Raw genomic sequence first — 18567 nt, forward strand, 5'->3', positions numbered from 1 at the left:
CATGCATGCGCCAACTGAACTTGCGAAGATGCATAGTTAGTACCTAAAGAACTCATCCATTGGCGCATACAGTGGTCTACTTTCAGGGTGTACACGCAGATAATTTGAGTGCAGGGGCGGGACGGCTACATCCTGCCCATGCTTTCCCTGCAATCCTGAATAAGGCAGCCCATAGGCATGTATCACCAAAAAACACATTATATATGCCCGTTCATTTTTTATTCACCCCGGCCTATTGAACCTGGTTTTTTCCAAGACCGTTGTCATCTATACCATCTTCTGTACTCTATCCACACTCCTGTTGCATGACGTTTTACGCGTTCGGCATTAACCATAGCTCGTCGGCGGTAGCTGTTGCGGAGGCGTTTCGAGCATCGCCCGCAGACCAGGATCGCATGTATGAGCGCTTCGACCTAAGCTCTGATGCAGAGGTTGTGCTGCTTTCGACATGCAACCGTACCGAGGTATATCTTTACGGCCGTTTCCGCGATTGCATGCACATCCAGCATGTATTAGCCGAGGCAGCTGGACGGGACTCGTGGCCCTCGGGGGATGCGTTTATGGTGCAAGACGAGGCGGCCATTCGGCACGTCCTTCACGTAGCCAGTGGGCTGCAGTCAGTTGTGCTGGGAGATGCGCAGATTCTTTCGCAGATGAAAGAAGCGTACCAGCGCGCCATTGACCACGACAGCGTGCATTCGCTCATGCATCGCCTCATGCATACCGCCTTCCGAGCGGCAAAGCGGGTGGTGCACGAAACCGAACTCGCAAGCGGGTCAGCGTCGATCTCAACAGCGGCGGTGGCCATGGCTGAGTCGTTCTGCGCCCAGTACGGCTTTTCCGACCTTGAAAGTCAGCATGTGCTGGTACTGGGAGCCGGTAAAATGGGCGCTCTGGCCTTGCACGCGCTCACGAATTATGCGCCCGAATCGGTTGTGCTATCGAACCGCACCCACGAATCGGCGCAGTCGCTTGCGGCTGAGCATGACGCAACGGTGGTGGACTGGAGTGGCCGCTACGACGCGCTGCAAGAGGCCGATGTGGTGATTGTGGCTACTGGCGCCCCGGACCCTGTGCTCGCATCCGATGATGCGCCTGCGCGTCCATACAAGCCGCTCCCAGCGCTTGTCGTTGATGTGGCGGTGCCGCGCAACGTGGCGCCAACGCTTAACGACCATCCGGACTACACGGTGCGCGATATGGATGCACTCGAAGCCTGGACCGCCGAGGTGCATGCACAGCGCCGCTCCGAAGTCCCCGACGCAGAGGCCATCTGCGAAGAGCTGCTCAGTGACTTTGTGACGTGGGTATTCCATCAGCAGGCGCTACAGCCTGCCATCCAGGCCATTCGCCACACGTTCGAGGGCATTCGAGCCAAAGAAGTCGAACGCCATGCGCATCGCATCGACAGCATGGACCGCGAAGAGGTCGAGCGCCTCACGCAGTCTATTATGCAGAAGCTGCTGGCTGTGCCTATTGTGCGCCTGAAGAACGTGGACCCAGATAGCATCGACTTTGTGCATGGCATCAAGCTGCTCCATGCGCTCTTCACCCGTGCTGACGACCACGAAGCGGACGAGATACTCCCTGAACGTTCGGCAGGGGGCCATCCGTCGCTTTCCGACCGCCCGCGCCACGCAAGCCGTGCAAACGGAGAAGACCCGACCGAACCCGCGTCCGCAACCGACGAGGCCGCCCCGCGTTGTCCCTACGAAGCGGCTATGTCTGATGCCGCCGACGAAATCAGCGCTCTTCTCCGCTCTCCGCACTCCTGATCCCCACTGTATGTCTGACTCCGCCCCGCTGGTTATTGGCACGCGTGGCAGCGCCCTGGCGCTGTGGCAGGCCCGCCGCATTCAGCAGCAACTGCGTCGCCACGACCACGACAGCACGTTGCAACGCATCTCAACACGCGGCGACCGCGTGCAAGACGTGCCCATCTCAGAGATTGGGGATGAGTCGGTATTCACCAAAGAGCTCGACCGGGCCCTGCTCGATGGGCGAATCGACTGCGCGGTGCACTCGCTCAAAGATCTACCGTCGCGGCTGCCCAGTGGCATCGTGCTGGCGGCGGTGGGGCAGCGAGCATCGCCGTTCGATGCCTTCGTCGGTCATCCTGATACAACAACAACCCTACAAGACCTCCCCCAAGGTGCAGTCGTCGCCACGGCCTCGCTGCGCCGTCGGGCCCAACTGTTGGCATGGCGATCGGACCTGACCGTGGTGCCTGTGCGCGGCAATGTGGATTCGCGTCTCGAAACCCTGGCCGAAAGCGACTGGCACGGCATGGTCCTGGCCGTAGCCGGGCTTGAACGTCTTGATCGGGGCGATGTCATCCGAACGGTTATTCCCCACGACATCATGGTGCCGGCTGTGGGACAAGGAGCGCTCGGAATTACGTGTCGTACCGAAGACAGCGCACTGCGCACCCTCTTGCGCGGCACGGTGCACGACCTGGAGACGGCCACAGCCGTTACGGCAGAGCGCAGCTTTATGAAACGTATTGAAGGCGGATGCCAGGTGCCTACGGGGGCCTGGGCCCGTCTCAATGCAGCCCACCAGCTTGTCATTGACGGATGCGTGGCCGCGCTGGACGGCAGCGAGTCGTTCCGTGATCGGCGAACAGTCCCGCTCGACAAGGCGAGAGCCGCGGGATCCGAGCTTGCCCAAGACCTGTTGGATGTGGGCGGCGCCGAAGTGCTCGATGGCATTCGCACCTCTGAATTCTCCTGACTCGTGCTTCTCTATCCTACCGCGTGCCATGATGGCTGACTCTGTCGTTCTGCTTCGGCATCCGCGTGGCACCCCCGACCCGTACGAGCACGCGCTTGCTGGCGAGGGGGCCACAGTGCAGTGCACGCCGGTGCTGGCATTTGACATCGACCCGCCGCCAACGCTCTCGGTGTTACTGAATCGCGCTGCGGCCTACGGAGCACTCGTGTGTACCAGTCCGCGCGCTGTGCAGGCACTGAGGCAAGCACTTCCCCCAGATCATCCGCTCTACGCCGCGTGGGCCAATAAGCCAACGTACGTGGTTGGACCGCGTACCGCAGGGGCGGTGTCGGAATGGGGAGGGCAGCCAACTGGTGCAGAGGCAGGAGATGCAGCAGCGCTTGCAGACCGCATTGTGGCGGATGCGCCAGGACGCTTGCTGTTTCTTTCTGGAAACCGGCGGCGCGATACGCTGCCGCGAGCACTCGTAGAAGCCGGACAGGTGTTCGACGAGGTCGAGGTCTACCGCACGCGCCTGCGAAGCAACATCACGCTCCCGGACCCGCCTGCTTGGTTGGCGTTCTTTAGCCCCTCGGGCATCGAAGCGGTGCGGGCCTCCGGCTACGCGCTCGACGCCTACGCCTGTGCTGCCATCGGCTCCACCACCGCCGCCGCGCTGCGCGACGAAGGCGCCTCGGTCCAGGCGGTAGCTGCTTCTCCAACGCCCGATGCACTGGCTGCAGCGATCCGAGATGTCCAGGCGTCAGGGCAGAGTCGTCCTTCATCCCCCTGATTGCACAGCAACCTACAGCGCCTCGTCGATAGCCAGGCGGAGGCGGCGTGTGGCGCGGCGGGGGTTCGCGGCGGTAGCCACAGCCGAAAGCACCGCTATGCCGTATGCTCCTGCGTCCAGAACCGCCTCCACGTGCCGGTGCGTGATCCCTCCAATGGCAATGACCGGGCACGTCACTGCATCGCAGCAATCCCGAAGCCGATCCAGCCCCTGCGTGGCTCCGGCATTGGCCTTTGAGCGGGTCGGGTAGATGGGGCCAAAACCGATGTACGTGGCCCCAGCAGCCTCGGCCTGTTGGGCCTGTGCAATCGTAGAGGCTGAGGCCCCCAGCACAGGAGCGGGGCCAAGCACGCGGCGCGCCATCGCCACCGGGATATCCTCCTGCCCTACATGCAGGCCCCGAGCACGCACGCCCAGAGCCACATCAAGGCGGTCGTTCACGATGAGCGGAACGTCAGACGTCTCGCACACGGACTGCACGCGCTCAGCGGCAATCAACTGGTTGCGGATGCCGCCGTGCTTCTCGCGGAACTGGATGGTGTCGGCTCCGCCTGCAATGGCACGAACAGCCAAATCTGCGTGCGAAAAGCGCTGCTGCAGACGAAAATCGGTAATAACGTGCAGGCGTCCAACCGCCGAGGGGGGAAGCGAAGTCGACATGAGGCGTCAATCGATGTTCAAGGGAACCGGAAAGAGGGATGCGTAGATGCATACACGATATCTGCGTGTTCGTTGCCTGATCAAAGAGGACCGTTGCTATGTCAATAACTACGCTGATCCGTGATGCGCGGGTGGCCGTTGAAGCAGGCGTACAGGCGGTGCATCCGTCAACGCTTATGCAGCACGACCGAAGCAGAGCGCTGCTTGAACGAGCACGCCAGGCACCGCGTGTGTTTGTGGCTACGATTGGAAAGGCTGCCGCGCCGTGGGGACGCTGGTGGGCGGCTCAAGAGGTAGCCGATGCCGGACTCATCATCGTGCCTGCGGGCTATGACACACACGAGAAAGACACGCTTCCGGCATCATGGCGTCGGGTGGAGGCGGGGCATCCGCATCCTACCGACGCCAGTGCACGCGCCGGACGGCTCCTGCTCGACATGGCATCGGCGTGCACGCGCAGCGACGTGCTGGTAATCGGACTGTCGGGCGGCGGATCGGCATGCACCGCGTATCCCCCCGATGGCGTGTCCATGCAGGCGGTGCGTCGGCTCAACGCGCTGCTCTTGCGCAGCGGATGTGCCATCGACGCGGTGAACGCGGTGCGTAAGCATGTGCTGCAGGTGGGCGGTGGACGCCTGGCGGCTGCTGCCCACCCGGCTCGTGTGTGGTGCCAGGCCATCTCGGACGTGCCGGGCAACGACCTGTCGACCATCGCCAGTGGGCCCACCGTGGGCGACCCGACCACGTATGCTGATGCCGTTGCCGTGCTCCAGCGCGCCGAGGTGTGGGCAGAGGTGCCGTCTACGATTCGCACCTATTTGCGAGAAGGCGTGCAAGGTAAGCATCCCGAAACTATGGCTCCAGACGACGAGCGGCTCCGCCGTGCCCATACTGCCGTTATTGCAAGCAATGAAAATGCACGTGCCGCTACCGCCTCCCACTTGGCGGATTGTGGATACACAACCCGCACGTCCAACACGCTCATGAAAGGAGAAGCCCGCACAGTGGGGCGCGCCCATGCGCAGCAGCTTACCGGGGTAGACGGGCGGTGTGCGTTTGTGTGGGGCGGCGAACCCACCGTGCAGGTAACAGGCACCGGCACCGGAGGACGCAACCAGGAAGCCGCATTAGCGGCAGTGCGTCCGTTAGCGCAGCAATCGGCTCCTGCTGTGCTGCTTTGCGCCGGGACCGACGGCATTGACGGGCCCACCGACGCTGCCGGAGCCTGGGTCACGCCTCATACGCTACGCTACGCATCGGGGCAGGGGCTATCCCCTGAATCCCACCTGACTGATAACAACAGCTACGCCTTCTTTGAGCAGGTCGACAGTTTGTATCGACCCGGACCCACAGGCACTAACGTCATGGATCTACATGTGGGGCTGATTGATGCGTAGGGTGGAAGCGCAGAACGGCTGCATCTCTCATTTGGCTTTTGTAGCTTGCAAGGCATCAATCGTGCCGTTGTAGGCGGTACAGTTGTAGTTCATGGTACCGTGCCATGTGCACCTTCGAAATAACCGATTTCAAAGCAACATACCATCAATGAGGAATCGTACTCATCAGGCGGCGTGGATGCTGCTGCTCTTAATTCTCGCAACCGGCGCTGCGCCGTCCACGACCCGCGCGCAGGATTCGTCTGAAGCGGTTGAGGCGGTGCGCAACGCAGAAGAAGAGATGCGGCAGGCGATTGTAGAGGGCGATCTGCAGACGCTGGAGCAGTTGTGGCAGCCCGATTTCATAGTGAATGCCCCGCGCAATGTTGTCGTGCCTAATCGCCAAGCCGTGCTGGAGGTGTTTCAGGCAGGCATTGCCTCGTACAGCCACTATGCACAGACGCGCGATACCATTCGTGTGCAGGGCAACCGCGCTGTTGTGATGGGCAGCGAGTCCGTTCGCCCCGACGGTAACGAAGCCCCTCATGCAGGCCAGACGGTGCATCGACGCTACACGCATGTGTGGGAGGCGACCGACGAGGGCTGGCGCCTGGCTGTGCGTCATGCGCACATTGCCCAGGTGGAAATGGATTAGGCCACGTAACACAGCATTGATACGAATTCGGGTAGCTGGAGAACGTGTGCCGAATGCGTTCGGTGCGGGCGTGCCTCCAGACGCGGACCGCTTCGGTGTCTGACCCCACTTTGCTTTAACATAGTCCAGTGCAGATACATCTGCCACGTGACGTATAGCCTCCAAACAGTTTGAATCCCATGGTGAAGACATCCGCCACCAGCAGTCCATCTTCGAACAGAGCATCGCTTGATGCATCGTCGGCCTGTACGTCGTTAGGCCGGTATGCCGCCCTGGGCGATGCACGACAGGCCAAGACGCGCTTGCAGGCTGCCGGATTGTGGGTTGTTTTCGAGACGGAGACAGACCATGAGGAGGGGGGCGCAGACGACGGTTCAACGCAGCGCAACGTCCCTCCTGCCGTGCTATATGTGCGTAACCGCGATGTGCGCAAGGCGCGCGGCATACTCCGTGCCTTTCATGTGTTGCCCGATGACACACTGGCTCCCCCACAAACGTCACCGAACGAGCGCCCCTCCAAGCCGAACGCACGCAAAGAGGCTGCGTCAGGCAATGGAGAAGGCAGCGCCGGGGCATCCCCCGAAACGGCCCAAGAGCGTATTTCGGAGGAAGAAAATGGAGGTGCAGAAGTATCTGAAGAAGAAGGGGCAGTCGCCGACTGGATGCCGCGTATTCGTTTTGTGCACATGGTAATAGGCGGGGCGGTGCTGCTGGCGCTTGCTACGGCTCTTTTCCTGTGGCTGAGCGCTTCGGCGGGATGAGGCACGGCTGCACAACCAAGACCCATGACACAGATACGGCGTTTTCTAAGCACCGTTCACGCGTCCCACCGTTGCCGAAAGAGATACAGGATTCGTAACAGTTCCGCGCGACTGGTTTGATGGCCTGCATCGTATAAGGACACATGTATGGGCCTCTTGCCTCGATACGAACGTCGAAGCAGCGATTCTCTTCTGCACCCCCTGCGTTGCTATTATGCCATACCTACTTGTGCTTGTCGCCCGGTTTGGGGTATGGGTCGATCTCTTGGAGCATGTGCTCAGCGGGTGGGGCGTGGGCGTGCTTGGAGGGGCAGTAGGGCTGCTTCTCATTGTCGGCTTCTTGCTTCGGGACCGTCTGTGGCGTTGGCTCCAGCATGCAACGCAAACGAGGTTTGCATCTCTTGGCCTCCCCAGCAACCTTGAACCGAGAGATACTAAGTCAGGGAGTCCCGAGTCAGAGAATCCCGAGCGGAATCGTGCTCAGTCACAGGCGCCTCAACCAATCGATGCTGAGTGGGTCGATGCGCTACAGGCGGGTTTTGTTGTGGTCGACAGCACATACCGCATTGAGCATATCAACACGGCAGCTTGCAGGCTGCTTAACACGCCCACACTGCAGTCCGGTGCGGTGCTGCCCCACGCACTGGTGGAGCAGTTGCCCGACGGCAGCGAGCCCGCTTCGGTGCGCTGGCCGCGGGGCGAGCAGGCCGCCCTCCATATTCGGGTGCGTGCCGTGCGGCGCGCTACCGGATTGTACCGCGTGCTCACGCTCCACGACACCACCGCCTTTCAGCACGCCAAAGCCACACTGCGTAGCACCGACCGCCTCTTGCGCGCTATTGTGCAGACCAGCGTAGCTGCTGTGGCCGTGGTAAATGCAAATGGAACCATCACGTATGCAAACCAGCAGGCCGAATCTATCTTGGGCTTGCAGAGTGGTTCGCACGGCACGTGGACCTACAACCAGATTGGCTGGACCCTTGCACCCATTGACGCAGAAACGACCACCCCGCTCCACGATGTGCTGTCTACTGGCACGTCTATTCGGGGCATGCGTTGCGCCATCACCTGGCCCGACGGCACCCGTAAGTACCTTCTGCTGAACGCTGCACCGCTCGGTGCATCCGGCGACGTACCGCAAGTCGTCTTTTCGGTGCAAGATATCACCGAACGCCATCAGGCGGCACAGCAGCTCAAAGACGAACAGCGTTTCTTCACCGCGGCCATCAACAGCCTGCCCGGTTTATTCTTTATGGTGGATGCGGAGGGACGGCATCAGCGGTGGAATGCTCCCCTCGAATCCGTTACCGGATACACCAAACACGAGTTAGCCCACCGCACACTGGCGGATCTCGTGGTGCCTGCCGATGCTTCACGAGTCCGAGAGGCCGTGCACGAGTCGCTTGCCGACGGCACCGGCTTCACGCTTGAAGTGGAGCTAACCACGCAGCAGGGCACCGCTACGCCATACGTGTTCACCGCAGCCTCGCTCACGGTCGATGATACGCCCTACCTCGCAGGTATGGGCCTGGACATCACCAGGCAGCGTGAGCGTGAGCAGGCCCTTCGCCAGGCGCGCCAGCAAGCCGATGAAGCCCGCAGCGAGGCTGAGCGCATGAGCGCGCTCAAAACATCGTTCCTGACCAACATGAGCCACGAAATTCGGACGCCGCTCACCACCATGATTGGGTATGCCCGCATTCTGGCCGAAGACGAGGACCCGCCCCGTCGGTTTGCCGATCATATCGTAAACGGAGGACAGCGTCTGCTCCGCACGCTCGATAACATCCTTACGTTCTCGCAGCTCGACACCGGCGCATATACGCTAACTCCCACACTCACAGACGTGGAAGAGGCCGTGCGCACAGCGATTCGCAAGGTTGAGCCGGACGCCCGCGCCGCAATTCGCGTGACGGCGCCCGCCACAGCGTCCCCTATGCGCCTCGATGCACAGGCGGTGACGGCGATTGCAACGCATCTGCTGCAGAATGCAGTAGCTTTTACCGGAGCAGACGATACGATTACGGTGCAGATCGACATGGAAGACGCAGGTGTTCGCCTTTCTGTTGCAGATACCGGGCAGGGCATGCCCACCGACTACGTGCCGCATGCGACCGAGCCGTTTACCCAGGCCGCCGATGGAGCAACGCGTCCGCATGAAGGCAGCGGGCTGGGACTGGCGATTGTGCAGGGGCTGGTAGACGTGATGGATGGGACGGTCGCTATTGAAACTGAACGGGGGGTGGGTACGACCGTGTCGGTGTGGATACCACCGGCGGAGCCAGATGCCCCTTCGTAGACGGGCAGTGCACAGAGGGGAAAACTAAAATTGGGGGAAAGTATACGCCTCTGGCACATCAGCCGTACGACCCTGCACAACGTAAGACATCGATCAACCGTTACGCCTTGTATCTGTGCCGTTATCCATATTCTCTTCCATCAATCCCTTGTGCTCTGTGCTCTACCTGGCCAATGAGCTGCTGCTTGTTAACGATATGATAGGCGCCATTCCGGCGCTGGGAGCCGCGTGTATGCTGGCGGCGGTGTGGGGGCATGTGCCTCCATCAGATGATGCGGTGGAGAAAACTGCCCTTCCGTCACAGGTGCCTACCGGGCTCCTGAATCACATAGATGGGGCCGTGCTTGTGGTAGATAGCACCTATCGGATTGAGCACTTCAACGAACAGGCCCACGCGTTCTTTCCCAATCAGACCATTGAGCAAGGGGCCGTGCTCCCCCGTGCGTTTGCTGACGAGCTGCCCGAACCGGGCGCCAATGCCGTGATTGCATGGCCGCCGTCTGATGATACTGTAATGCGGGTGCATGTGAAGGCGGTGCGCGGACCTGCAGGGGTGTCGCGTGTGCTTACCGTGCGCGATGTAACCCAAACAGCGACCCAAAAAGCCAGATTGCGCAGCACCGACCGCCTCTTGCGGGCTATTTTGGAGACCGATGTGGCTGCTATCGCTGTTGTGAATGAGCAGGGCCGCGTAACCTATGCGAACGAGCAGGCCGAGTTGCTGCTGGGGCTACAGCGCACCGACGAGGCCGAAGACACGCCGCATGGCGTGGGAGCCTGGCGCTACAAGCAGCTTGGGTGGCGCATGGAGCCGTTAGATGCAGAGGATGGCACCCGCACTCCTCTCCGCGACGTGATCGACACGCACGAGCCGATCCAGGATCTTCGGTGCAAAGTGACGTGGCCCGATGAGGGACATCGGTATTTGAGCTTAAACGCGGCCCATCTGCCCGCAGGAGCCGAGCGTCCGTCGCAGGTGGTGTTTGCGATGAAAGACATCACCGAGCGCTACCGGGTGCAGCAAGAACTGCTGGCCAAGGTGCGCCGCTTTGAATCCACACGCAACGCCATGCCGGCGCTTTTCTACATGACTGACCACGCCGGGCATGCGCGCACCTGGAACGAGACGCTACGCCGGTATACCGGCTACACCGACGACGAACTGGCGGGCTCTGCGTTGCCGCATCTCTTTCACCCTGACGACCGCCTGCGTATCCGCAAAGCGGTCAATGCAGTGTTTGCGGAGCAGTCGGAGTTCGGGGTGGCGGCGCGTCTGCAGGCGAAAGACGGGACGCTGCGTCCGTGCATGCTCAACGGGGCGGTGCGCACCATTGAGGGGACCGATTACTTGATAGCGGTAGGGCTGGATGTGTCGGCACAGGGGGCTCCCTGAGCGGGGCAGCCCGAATTTGTATTCGCCGCTACCACCCAATACGCCCCGAGCGCGACCGGGTAGAAGCCGATGAAGCGGGGGGCGGCTCTTCAGGATCCGTCTCGTCAAGCGCAAGCTGGGCGGGGGGCTGCTCGGCGTTGTCGAGCTGAGTGAGCGTGGCGCCCTGGTAGTAGAACGCCAAGATGTCGCGATAGGAGCGCCCGGCCTGCGCCATGCCATGAGCGCCCCACTGGCTCATGCCCACCCCGTGCCCGTAGCCGCGTCCGTCGAACACGTAGCGGCTGCCCTGGCGCCGAGCCTCGAACCACGTGCTACGCAGCACCTCGCGACCCGCGGCCCGGTTTACGGCCCGGCGGAACGCACCCGCCTCAACCGACTCCCGATCTCCGCTGGGACGAAGCAGCTCCAGCGTCAGCAACCGCCCGCTGGGCGATGCATCGCCCAGATAAAACCCGCGTACCGACCCGCCAAACTGCCGCTCCAGCCCACGAAGTACAGCCGCCCGGCTGACGGAGGTCTGCCACGTATGATGCGGGGCCACCGAGTCGTACGGATCCTGGCGTCCACGCAGATACGGGAGCTCTTCGCTGGCATCCCACACGTTTTCGTTGTTGGCGGTGTGGCCGCCGCTGCTCGAAAAGTACACCGCCTCAATAAGGTGCGAGTTGTATGTAAGCACTTCTCCCTCTGTGGCCTGCGCTGCCGCTCGCGAGGCGTCGGTGATGGCCGACAGGCCGCGATAGACCTGCGAGATAGTGTGGTCAACATGCGTGTACGCGCCGTCGAACTTGTCGCTGCCCCGCACGGCATAGGTACGCGCCACCACGGCCATGGCTTTGGCCCCTTCTACGTCGTCAAGGCCATACTCGCTGGCCACCACGCTGGCCACATACTGCTCCAGCGGCACCGCATTCACAACCTCCAGCGTCTCGCCGTCGGGGCGAACCTCGAACGCACCGGTGTATGACCGCTGTGCGCCTGCCGTACGCATGGTCGTTGCTGCGCGCGAGGGGGCGTTCAGGTACAGTGTCGATGCAGCTATGCGATGCGACCCATGCTCAATGCGCACATCGCCTCGGTACAGGCTTAGCTGTGCAATCGACCCGGGTTCGATGTGAAAGAGCGGCGCACGTTCGGGACTCGTGTGCACCGGGATGCGGCGGGAGCTGACCAGCTCCACCTGACGCGGCGAAAGCCGGTCGAAGATGCGCACGCGTACGTCTTGCGCCTGGGCCACCGGAGCACTGCCAACGAGCAGAAGCCCCACAGCGCCCACTGCTATCGCACTGCATCCCAGCCAGCGTGCAGGAGTGCGCAGCATGTATGTAAAGGCAAGCCAGAAAGCCACGGAAATAGAGCAGTTCGTGGATAGGTGCATGAAGCGATGACGAGGCGGCAACCTCGGAATCTACAGTATATACAACGACACGCGAAGTTGCATCCGCTCTGCACGTGGATATGCAGCCCCGCACCGTTTCACTGTTTCATTGCTGGTTTCCGCCGATTCTATGCTTGTGGATACGCACGCTCATCTCTACCTCGACCGTTTCGACGACGACCGCGACGCCGTGCTCACCCGCATGCGAAACGCGGACGTAGAAGCCGTTGTCCTTCCGGCCATTGACCTCAACTCCATTGAGCAGGCGGTGGCCCTCTCGGAAGCAAATACCGACGTGTTTGCGATGACCGGGCTGCATCCGTCTACTACAGAAGACGCCTCCAACGACGCGATGGCAACGGTGGCCGAGTGGTGCGCCCACGAGCAGGTCGTGGCCATTGGCGAGAGTGGACTCGACTACTACTGGGACCGCTCGTTCGACGATCGCCAGCAGCACTTCTTTCGAGAGCACATCCGTCTGGCCATTGAAACGGAACTGCCGCTGGTGATCCACAACCGGGAGGCCACCGACGATGTGCTGACGATTCTGGAAGAGGAACGCGCGGCACACCCACAGGGCGAGCGCCTGCACGGCATCTTGCACTGCTTTGTAGACGACGCTGCCACGGCTCAGCGCGCGTGGGATCTCGGGTTTTACGTAGGCATCGGCGGCATTGCCACGTTCAAAAACAGCGACCACGACGCGATGCTGCAGTCCATACCGCTGGAGCGCATCGTGCTGGAGACCGACGCGCCGTATCTGGCCCCACAGGCCGAGCGGGGCAACCGTAACGAGCCTGCATTCGTGCGCCACGTGGCCACGTATCTGGCCGACGTCACTGACTACACGCTCGACGAAATTGCCACCCAGACCACCGCGAATGCACGGGCTGTGTATGGGCTGCCTGAACCGCAGCGCACATAGCTTGGTGCTTCGTCGCATCGGCACACGTAAGACGCGTTGCCGTAGGAGGGAGCACGTATCGATAATCGCCGCCGGACTGCCTGCTGCATGCCCAACTTGCGCGCCCATCTTTCCACTGTTGTCAAAGCCGTGCTTGCAGTGGCAGTGGTGGGCTACCTGGTCCTGTTCGTCGATCCGGCCTCCATCTGGGCCACGGCGCAGGCCGCCAATCCGTGGCTACTGATGCTTGCCGCGCTCATGGTGGTCCCAAACCTGTGGGCTGATGGCCGCACATGGCGGGTGCTTATGGCACCGCTGATGCCCAACCTCAACCCACGTACCATGTGGCGCGCGGTGATGGCGGGCTTTGCGGTTGGGTTCTTTACCCCGGCACGTGTGGGTGAGTATGCCGGGCGGGCGTTCAGCGTGTCGTATCCCAACAAATGGTCGGTAACGGCTACCGTGCTGTTGCAGCGCCTCATTGATCTGGTGGTTGGGCTGTGGATGGGCACCGCTGTACTGGCCGCAAGCTGGTACAGCGGGATGCTCCCCACACAGGTGGGTTGGGGCGTGTCGTGGGGCGTAGTGCTGGGCGGGGGCATCGGGTTTGCCACGGTTGTCACGTTGGGACTGCTGGTGCCTACGCAGGTGCTTCGTATCGCAAAGCGGCTGCCGGAGCGGTGGGTGGCATGGAGTGCACACCTCTCGTTTCTGAATCGGCTCTCGCGTCGGCAAGTGGCTGGTGCCACGGCGTGGGCGGCATTTCGCTACGTCGTATTCATTGGGCAGATGGCACTTCTCGTGCAGGCGTTTGATGCTACCGTTGCCTTCACCGGAGCCGCGGCGGGAGCAGCGCTGGCCTACTACATCCGCTACCTGCTGCCCTCGCCCACGCTCATGGATCTGGGCGTGCGTGAGGGGGCAGCGGTGTTCTTTCTGCCGTTCTTTGGGGCGGATCCGGCAGCGGCGCTCAATGCTTCACTTTCGATCTTTGCACTGAACATCGCGGCGCCCTCGCTGGTTGGGGCGGTGTTCGTGCGGGGCCTTTCGCTTCAGCACACCGCCGTCTCGGTGGCCGAGGCGGTGCCTTCGTCGTCTACAAACGAGTCTTCTTCGCCTGCATGACGGTTTCTCTGCTCTGGTGGATCGTTGGGGGGGTGTGCACGCTCTACGGACTGGGCATGGCGGCCCTGGCCTACGGGCGGATGCGCAGTGCCCGCGCCCTACCTGATCGCGCACTACCCAACCGCCTCTCTGTCGTCGTTCCGGCCCGCAACGAGGCCGATGCGATCCCCCACTGCCTCGATGCGCTGCAGAACCAGACGCTGCCTGCACACACCACGCTGGAGATCATCGTGGTCGACGACCAGTCGAACGATGCGACGTTTGTACGCGCCCAACGCGGCCTGCGCACCGCCGTTGTGGCAGGAGGCGATGAGGCTGCGGACCCAGTTCACCAGGTGCATACGCTGCCCGATGCGTGGGGCGCAGGCAAAGAAGCCGCCGTGGCATACGGCGCCGAGCAGGCTACCGGCACCGTCGTCCTCGTCCTGGATGCCGACTGCGTGCCGTCGCCGTCGTGGGCGGCTACGCTGGCCCGTGCCTGCACGGCAGAAACGCCTGTGGTGTGCGGCCCGGTCCGCTACGACGTGGACGCTGAGCGCTGGATAGAGCGCTTTCAGGCACTGGAGTTCCTGGGGCTCAACGCGTATGGCGCAGGCACGGCCGGACTCGGGTGGCCCACGATCTGCAATGGGGGCAACATGGCGGTGCATCGGTCGCTGATTGCGGCGCTTCCGGATGAGCAGATCGCTGCGCATCTGGCCGCTGATGAATTACTCCTGCAGCATGTGGCGTACCGGACTGACGACTCGGTACGCTACGTGTGGCACGAGACGGCATGTGTAACGACAACTCCGGCGTCGTCGTGGACGGCATTCTGGCAGCAGCGTAAGCGCTGGGCGCATGCCACGCGTTCCTACCATGCAGTCCCCTGGCTCTGCACACTCGGCATTTTCGTAGTGCACGCGGTCTTGCTGGGCGTCTGCCTGGTTGGCGCTACCGACCCCGACGCTCTCTCTCAGCCTGCCGTAACCGGACTGCTCGCCAAGATGGGGGCCGACCTGCTTCTGTTGCTTCCGGCATCGCACACCGTGGGTCACCGCGACCTGATGCGCTCCTACATTCCCGCCTCGTTGCTGCAATTGGGCTACGTGGTCGGGGCCGGGTTGCACGGCGTGTTCGGCGCGATTCACTGGAAAGGACGAACCGTGGATTAGATGGCGCAGGAAAACGTGTCGCGGGCGGCGCGCCACCGGGGATGAGAGGATGCGATGCAGTGCTAAGGCGAAGAGGGCAATCCCGATCTTTGAGGCAGCGGTGTTGAGCCCCGTCTGCCTGGGCGCCGGGTCTGTTCGGGCTTACGCAAGATGCAGCTTTGAGTCCTTCGTTTGGGGCATCTACTTTTGAGGGGCGACACGCAGCGTATTCGGCAGATGAGATCGAAGCCAATGGCGAATTGGGCGTGTAGAGGTGCGGGCATGGTGAGAAGTCCAGCCCCATGCATGCTGCAAAGCAAATACAACAACCGAACGCCACCGCTCTAACGGGGCATGCCAGGCGCTTTTCCACAGGTATCGATACCATCGGTACTGCATGGGATGATACGTTCCGTGCAACGTCCAGGGCTTTGCATGTCCTGCAAAGTGCAGGACCTGAGCATCCTGAAGCAACCGCGGGCGGGCTGACAGCGCACTGCGGATGGTGGAAGGCGGGAGGTGCTTGACGTCTTTGGGCGTTACAAACACATTCCAGCCAGGGTCGAGAGATTTCCAGTTTCCAGCAATCACGGCATTGAGCCCCTCCTGGTCATGAAAATTGAGCTGGTCACGATACCGCTGGACATGATGAAGGGCTGCTTGTCCGGTCCCCTCCTCGCGCCAATGCGCAAGATTAATAACCATAAGACCTGTGTTGAAGTATGGCGTACGGGGATCCATACCGAGCGTCTCATAATAGTTGAGCCCCCATTTTGATGACACATAGGGGATAAAATAGTCCTGAACAGCACAGAGCGCAGCCCCCTCGAACGGCTCCGTCCAGAGTGCTGACAGGCTGGACGTGATCAGCATGTCGCTATCCAAGTAGATGACACGCTCACACGTTTCAGGAAGCAAGTCTGGTAAATAGAGCCGTAAGTACGCGCTGGTACTCACCCATTCGTTAACCACAGGTAAGTCCCGTACTCGTTCATGGTCGGAAGTTAGCCAGTGAAGCATCGCAGGTGCGGGGGCTTCTTCAACCATTCGGGCGATGCGAGCACGGTTTTCGGTTGAAATACCGCCATCGATAATATACACGTCGGCGGACCAGTCAGGGTGTAGATGGACCAGTGCAGAGTATGCCGTCACGGCCAGCGGACGTGCATACGCGTCATCGGCACTTAGGACAAGGGTGAGCCTACGCGAAGAAGAACTTGATGTAGCGGTCATAGACGAGTGGAGATAAGGATTTATTTGGCGTGTACGCCTGGCAACGTCTGGTGCGTAAACAAGTTAGCGGTGTGGAATTACCCCCCGACGACGCAATGCGTGGTAGACCCACCTGGCTTTTTCACGCATTGCTAAGACTTTTTCTATGCTACGACGTATGGCAGGAGATGACCGTTGTAGCGATGCCGCAGGCCATGAAAACTTATGTGTGAGCCGCTCATGAGCCGATGAGCCATAGCGTGCGAACGCGGCCGGAGCGCTCCACGTGTAGCGTGGCGCCAGCGGCTTAGGATCCTTTTCGTGAGCTCCTCCTTGTTCGCGCGGAAACTGTCCCCAGGCTTCGGCCTCAGCGGCAGTCGGCGTGTCCCAAAAAAGTTGAATACACTTCGCCAATGCCGGTCGCATATCAGCAGTGGCATTGAAGAGAGCCGGGTGTTGCGTTAACCCCTCAAGAAAAGCGTCCACAGCATTGCGGACGATAGGCAATCCCCATGCCTCCATTCGTGCGGGCCAGGCGGGTTCGAGGACAGGCCGCACGCTGTTGTCTTTATGCTCGTATCCGATGACCGACCCATGATCGGCGGTGCAAAACGTTTCGAGGAGCGTGTACATCCCGCTTCCCTGTAGTACGTTTCGATATCCCGCATCTCTGTGTGCATCGAAAAAATAAGCGGTACGATGAGCCTTGTGGGGCTCCTGTTGTTTGGCACTGAGACCAAAGAAAAAGCCTGGCAGAGGCGTATCAATCATGCCTTCGTCGAGCAGTACGTCATTGAGTAAGCTGTGCACCGTTCCCTTCCATCCCACATCAACAAACCCTGAGCGTGGCGGGGCGTCGAGGCCCTCCTGGCGCAGGTATTCACAGAGCAACTGACGACGTTCGTGGGCGTGTGCGTCGGCTTGAAGGCCACTCGTCTTAACGGAGGGCTCCATCATCGATTTTTGAGCTGCGATGCCGGAAGATAGCGCACCAATGCGCTGTGTCACGGTGTCCATGCCAACCTTGTCAAACTCGAACGATCGATCCCACACGTCAGGGTCGTGATATGCAGCCGCCACAGCCGACCGACTGACATACAGATACCGAATCTCACACTCTACCTCCATGAGTGAGGCCAGATAACGAAATATGGGAAGCAGCACATGGCCATCACGAGCAGTCACATAAAGCCGTGTGAGCTGATGGGCTTTCGCCTGCTGAAGGAGCCACATGGCAAACGAGGTGCAAACTGGGGCCAGTACGCCAGACGCAACGGAGCGGAGCGCTCGCTCGTGCGGACTGTTCGCCGACTGATGCAGCCGCGCGTAGCGGCTGGCTCCAGCCATTAGGGCGCTAAGCCCGTTCGTTTGGTCGCTCCACTGGCCGAGAGCCGCCTCATACCGACTTGGATTGGCTGCTGTAACGTGGACGCCGGTACCTCCCCGTGTTTGCATGCCTTGCACGTCGGCGTGCGGGCAATTGCCGTAATGCGTGAGGTGTGTCGGGCTTATATCCAGGGTTTCGCACACTACATCGAACAGACCGTGCCCCTTTTTGCACCCGTAGTCGCACGAGACGAACAGCCGGTCGGCTGGCATCCACAGTCCATGATGGTCCAACTGGGTCTGGATAAAAGCATGAGGCAGGTACATGTCCGATACGAAGACAACTGCGTGGCCTCTTTTGCGGCAGTTTTCAAGCAACTTTTGCCCATCAGGTACCGGGATAAGAAGCTCGTGCTCGACCTCCAACTCAATCTCTTTGATGCGCGCCCAGTCCGCCGTATGAATTGTGTGCTCCAGCTCACGATAAATAGCGTCAAGCGTCATATGAGCGCCATGCCAGCGCAATACCCGTTGCTCGGCTGCCTGGCGAGCTTCAGCAAAAGCGCGTGGCGTATATCCAGGCGGCAGCAACTCGGCTGCACGCCTGCCGACCAGCATAAACGCAGCCGTGGGCGGGCTTACCGTACGCGTCAGAACAGTATCGAACACGTCGAAGGAGCACACCACGGGGGCGGCAGACGTAGAGGACGGTACGGGCAAATTCGTCATGGTTGAAGGGGGATGGCTACCAGAAGAAAGATACGCTGTGTCTGAAAAAGCCTCGCGCTTGCCCGACATGCTGGCTTACCAGATGTGTGTCTTGCGGAGAGCTCTCTGAAT

Annotated in this window: 15 protein-coding genes; 11 read left to right on the top strand and 4 right to left on the bottom strand. The window is 61.1% G+C overall.

The window, feature by feature from the left end; genetic code table 11:
• Positions 1–305 precede the first annotated feature (305 nt).
• From hemA to CRI93_RS01780, 3 genes are read left to right on the top strand one after another with little or no spacing between them, the layout of a single operon-like run.
• Positions 306–1775 carry a glutamyl-tRNA reductase gene (gene hemA, locus CRI93_RS01770; protein WP_098060879.1) on the top strand — a complete coding sequence of 490 codons (1470 nt, stop codon included), beginning with the start codon at positions 306–308 and terminating at the stop codon, positions 1773–1775.
• 10 nt (positions 1776–1785) lie between these two features.
• Entirely contained in the window at positions 1786–2733 is a 948-nt protein-coding gene (hemC, locus tag CRI93_RS01775) for a hydroxymethylbilane synthase (protein WP_098060880.1), read from the top strand.
• Positions 2734–2761: 28 nt separating this feature from the next.
• On the top strand, positions 2762–3505 hold the full coding sequence (locus CRI93_RS01780) for a uroporphyrinogen-III synthase (protein WP_176521618.1): 744 nt from the start codon (positions 2762–2764) through the stop codon (positions 3503–3505).
• 12 nt (positions 3506–3517) lie between these two features.
• Here the strand turns inward: CRI93_RS01780 and thiE are convergent, their stop codons facing one another.
• Positions 3518–4165, bottom strand: coding sequence for a thiamine phosphate synthase (gene thiE, locus CRI93_RS01785; RefSeq protein ID WP_098060882.1), 648 nt, complete (start codon positions 4163–4165; stop codon positions 3518–3520).
• Positions 4166–4263: 98 nt separating this feature from the next.
• Between thiE and CRI93_RS01790 the strand changes: the two genes are divergently transcribed.
• From CRI93_RS01790 to CRI93_RS01810, 5 genes are all read left to right on the top strand, one after another.
• Entirely contained in the window at positions 4264–5562 is a 1299-nt protein-coding gene (locus tag CRI93_RS01790; protein ID WP_098060883.1) for a glycerate kinase type-2 family protein, read from the top strand.
• Between the two features lie 148 nt (positions 5563–5710).
• A complete protein-coding gene (locus tag CRI93_RS01795; RefSeq protein ID WP_176521619.1) occupies positions 5711–6196 on the top strand; it encodes a nuclear transport factor 2 family protein in 486 nt (161 codons plus the stop codon).
• A gap of 179 nt (positions 6197–6375) precedes the next feature.
• Positions 6376–6957: a hypothetical protein gene (locus CRI93_RS01800; RefSeq protein ID WP_098060885.1), complete on the top strand. Its 582-nt coding sequence runs from the start codon at positions 6376–6378 to the stop codon at positions 6955–6957.
• A gap of 214 nt (positions 6958–7171) precedes the next feature.
• A complete protein-coding gene (locus CRI93_RS01805) occupies positions 7172–9256 on the top strand; it encodes a PAS domain-containing sensor histidine kinase (protein ID WP_098060886.1) in 2085 nt (694 codons plus the stop codon).
• A 157-nt stretch (positions 9257–9413) separates the two neighbouring features.
• Complete coding sequence (locus CRI93_RS01810; protein WP_098060887.1) at positions 9414–10649, top strand: PAS domain-containing protein; 1236 nt, start codon at positions 9414–9416, stop codon at positions 10647–10649.
• 28 nt (positions 10650–10677) lie between these two features.
• Here the strand turns inward: CRI93_RS01810 and CRI93_RS01815 are convergent, their stop codons facing one another.
• Entirely contained in the window at positions 10678–11997 is a 1320-nt protein-coding gene (locus CRI93_RS01815) for a SpoIID/LytB domain-containing protein (RefSeq protein ID WP_176521620.1), read from the bottom strand.
• Positions 11998–12157: 160 nt separating this feature from the next.
• Here CRI93_RS01815 and CRI93_RS01820 point away from each other — a divergent pair, with 160 nt between their 5' ends.
• The 3 genes from CRI93_RS01820 to CRI93_RS01830 all read left to right on the top strand — a co-directional run bounded on the left by CRI93_RS01820 (position 12158) and on the right by CRI93_RS01830 (position 15210).
• Positions 12158–12952 (top strand): TatD family hydrolase, encoded by a 795-nt coding sequence (locus CRI93_RS01820; protein WP_098060889.1) that lies wholly within the window; start codon positions 12158–12160, stop codon positions 12950–12952.
• 87 nt (positions 12953–13039) lie between these two features.
• The gene (locus CRI93_RS01825; protein ID WP_098060890.1) at positions 13040–14056 is read left to right on the top strand and encodes a lysylphosphatidylglycerol synthase transmembrane domain-containing protein; all 1017 of its coding nucleotides are present in this window, start codon (positions 13040–13042) and stop codon (positions 14054–14056) included.
• On the top strand, positions 14053–15210 hold the full coding sequence (locus CRI93_RS01830) for a glycosyltransferase (protein WP_098060891.1): 1158 nt from the start codon (positions 14053–14055) through the stop codon (positions 15208–15210). The genes CRI93_RS01825 and CRI93_RS01830 overlap by 4 nt, the downstream gene beginning before the upstream one ends.
• A gap of 180 nt (positions 15211–15390) precedes the next feature.
• Here the strand turns inward: CRI93_RS01830 and CRI93_RS01835 are convergent, their stop codons facing one another.
• The gene (locus CRI93_RS01835; RefSeq protein WP_098060892.1) at positions 15391–16422 is read right to left on the bottom strand and encodes a glycosyltransferase family 8 protein; all 1032 of its coding nucleotides are present in this window, start codon (positions 16420–16422) and stop codon (positions 15391–15393) included.
• Between the two features lie 63 nt (positions 16423–16485).
• Positions 16486–18456 (bottom strand): hypothetical protein, encoded by a 1971-nt coding sequence (locus tag CRI93_RS01840; protein ID WP_098060893.1) that lies wholly within the window; start codon positions 18454–18456, stop codon positions 16486–16488.
• Positions 18457–18567: the final 111 nt, after the last annotated feature.

The organism is Longimonas halophila (assembly GCF_002554705.1).
GTDB classification, from domain to species: Bacteria; Bacteroidota; Rhodothermia; order Rhodothermales; family Salinibacteraceae; genus Longimonas; species Longimonas halophila.

What these genes read in the sequence shown, in the direction of transcription:
- CRI93_RS01820 (WP_098060889.1), top strand. Translation starts at nt 12,158, where the DNA reads ATGCTTGTGGATACGCACGCTCATCTCTACCTCGACCGTTTCGACGAC.
- CRI93_RS01835 (WP_098060892.1), bottom strand. Translation starts at nt 16,422, where the DNA reads ATGACCGCTACATCAAGTTCTTCTTCGCGTAGGCTCACCCTTGTCCTA.
- CRI93_RS01800 (WP_098060885.1), top strand. Translation starts at nt 6,376, where the DNA reads ATGGTGAAGACATCCGCCACCAGCAGTCCATCTTCGAACAGAGCATCG.
- CRI93_RS01805 (WP_098060886.1), top strand. Translation starts at nt 7,172, where the DNA reads ATGCCATACCTACTTGTGCTTGTCGCCCGGTTTGGGGTATGGGTCGAT.
- CRI93_RS01830 (WP_098060891.1), top strand. Translation starts at nt 14,053, where the DNA reads ATGACGGTTTCTCTGCTCTGGTGGATCGTTGGGGGGGTGTGCACGCTC.
- hemA (WP_098060879.1), top strand. Translation starts at nt 306, where the DNA reads ATGACGTTTTACGCGTTCGGCATTAACCATAGCTCGTCGGCGGTAGCT.
- CRI93_RS01790 (WP_098060883.1), top strand. Translation starts at nt 4,264, where the DNA reads ATGTCAATAACTACGCTGATCCGTGATGCGCGGGTGGCCGTTGAAGCA.
- CRI93_RS01825 (WP_098060890.1), top strand. Translation starts at nt 13,040, where the DNA reads ATGCCCAACTTGCGCGCCCATCTTTCCACTGTTGTCAAAGCCGTGCTT.
- CRI93_RS01795 (WP_176521619.1), top strand. Translation starts at nt 5,711, where the DNA reads ATGAGGAATCGTACTCATCAGGCGGCGTGGATGCTGCTGCTCTTAATT.
- hemC (WP_098060880.1), top strand. Translation starts at nt 1,786, where the DNA reads ATGTCTGACTCCGCCCCGCTGGTTATTGGCACGCGTGGCAGCGCCCTG.
- CRI93_RS01840 (WP_098060893.1), bottom strand. Translation starts at nt 18,456, where the DNA reads ATGACGAATTTGCCCGTACCGTCCTCTACGTCTGCCGCCCCCGTGGTG.
- thiE (WP_098060882.1), bottom strand. Translation starts at nt 4,165, where the DNA reads ATGTCGACTTCGCTTCCCCCCTCGGCGGTTGGACGCCTGCACGTTATT.
- CRI93_RS01780 (WP_176521618.1), top strand. Translation starts at nt 2,762, where the DNA reads ATGATGGCTGACTCTGTCGTTCTGCTTCGGCATCCGCGTGGCACCCCC.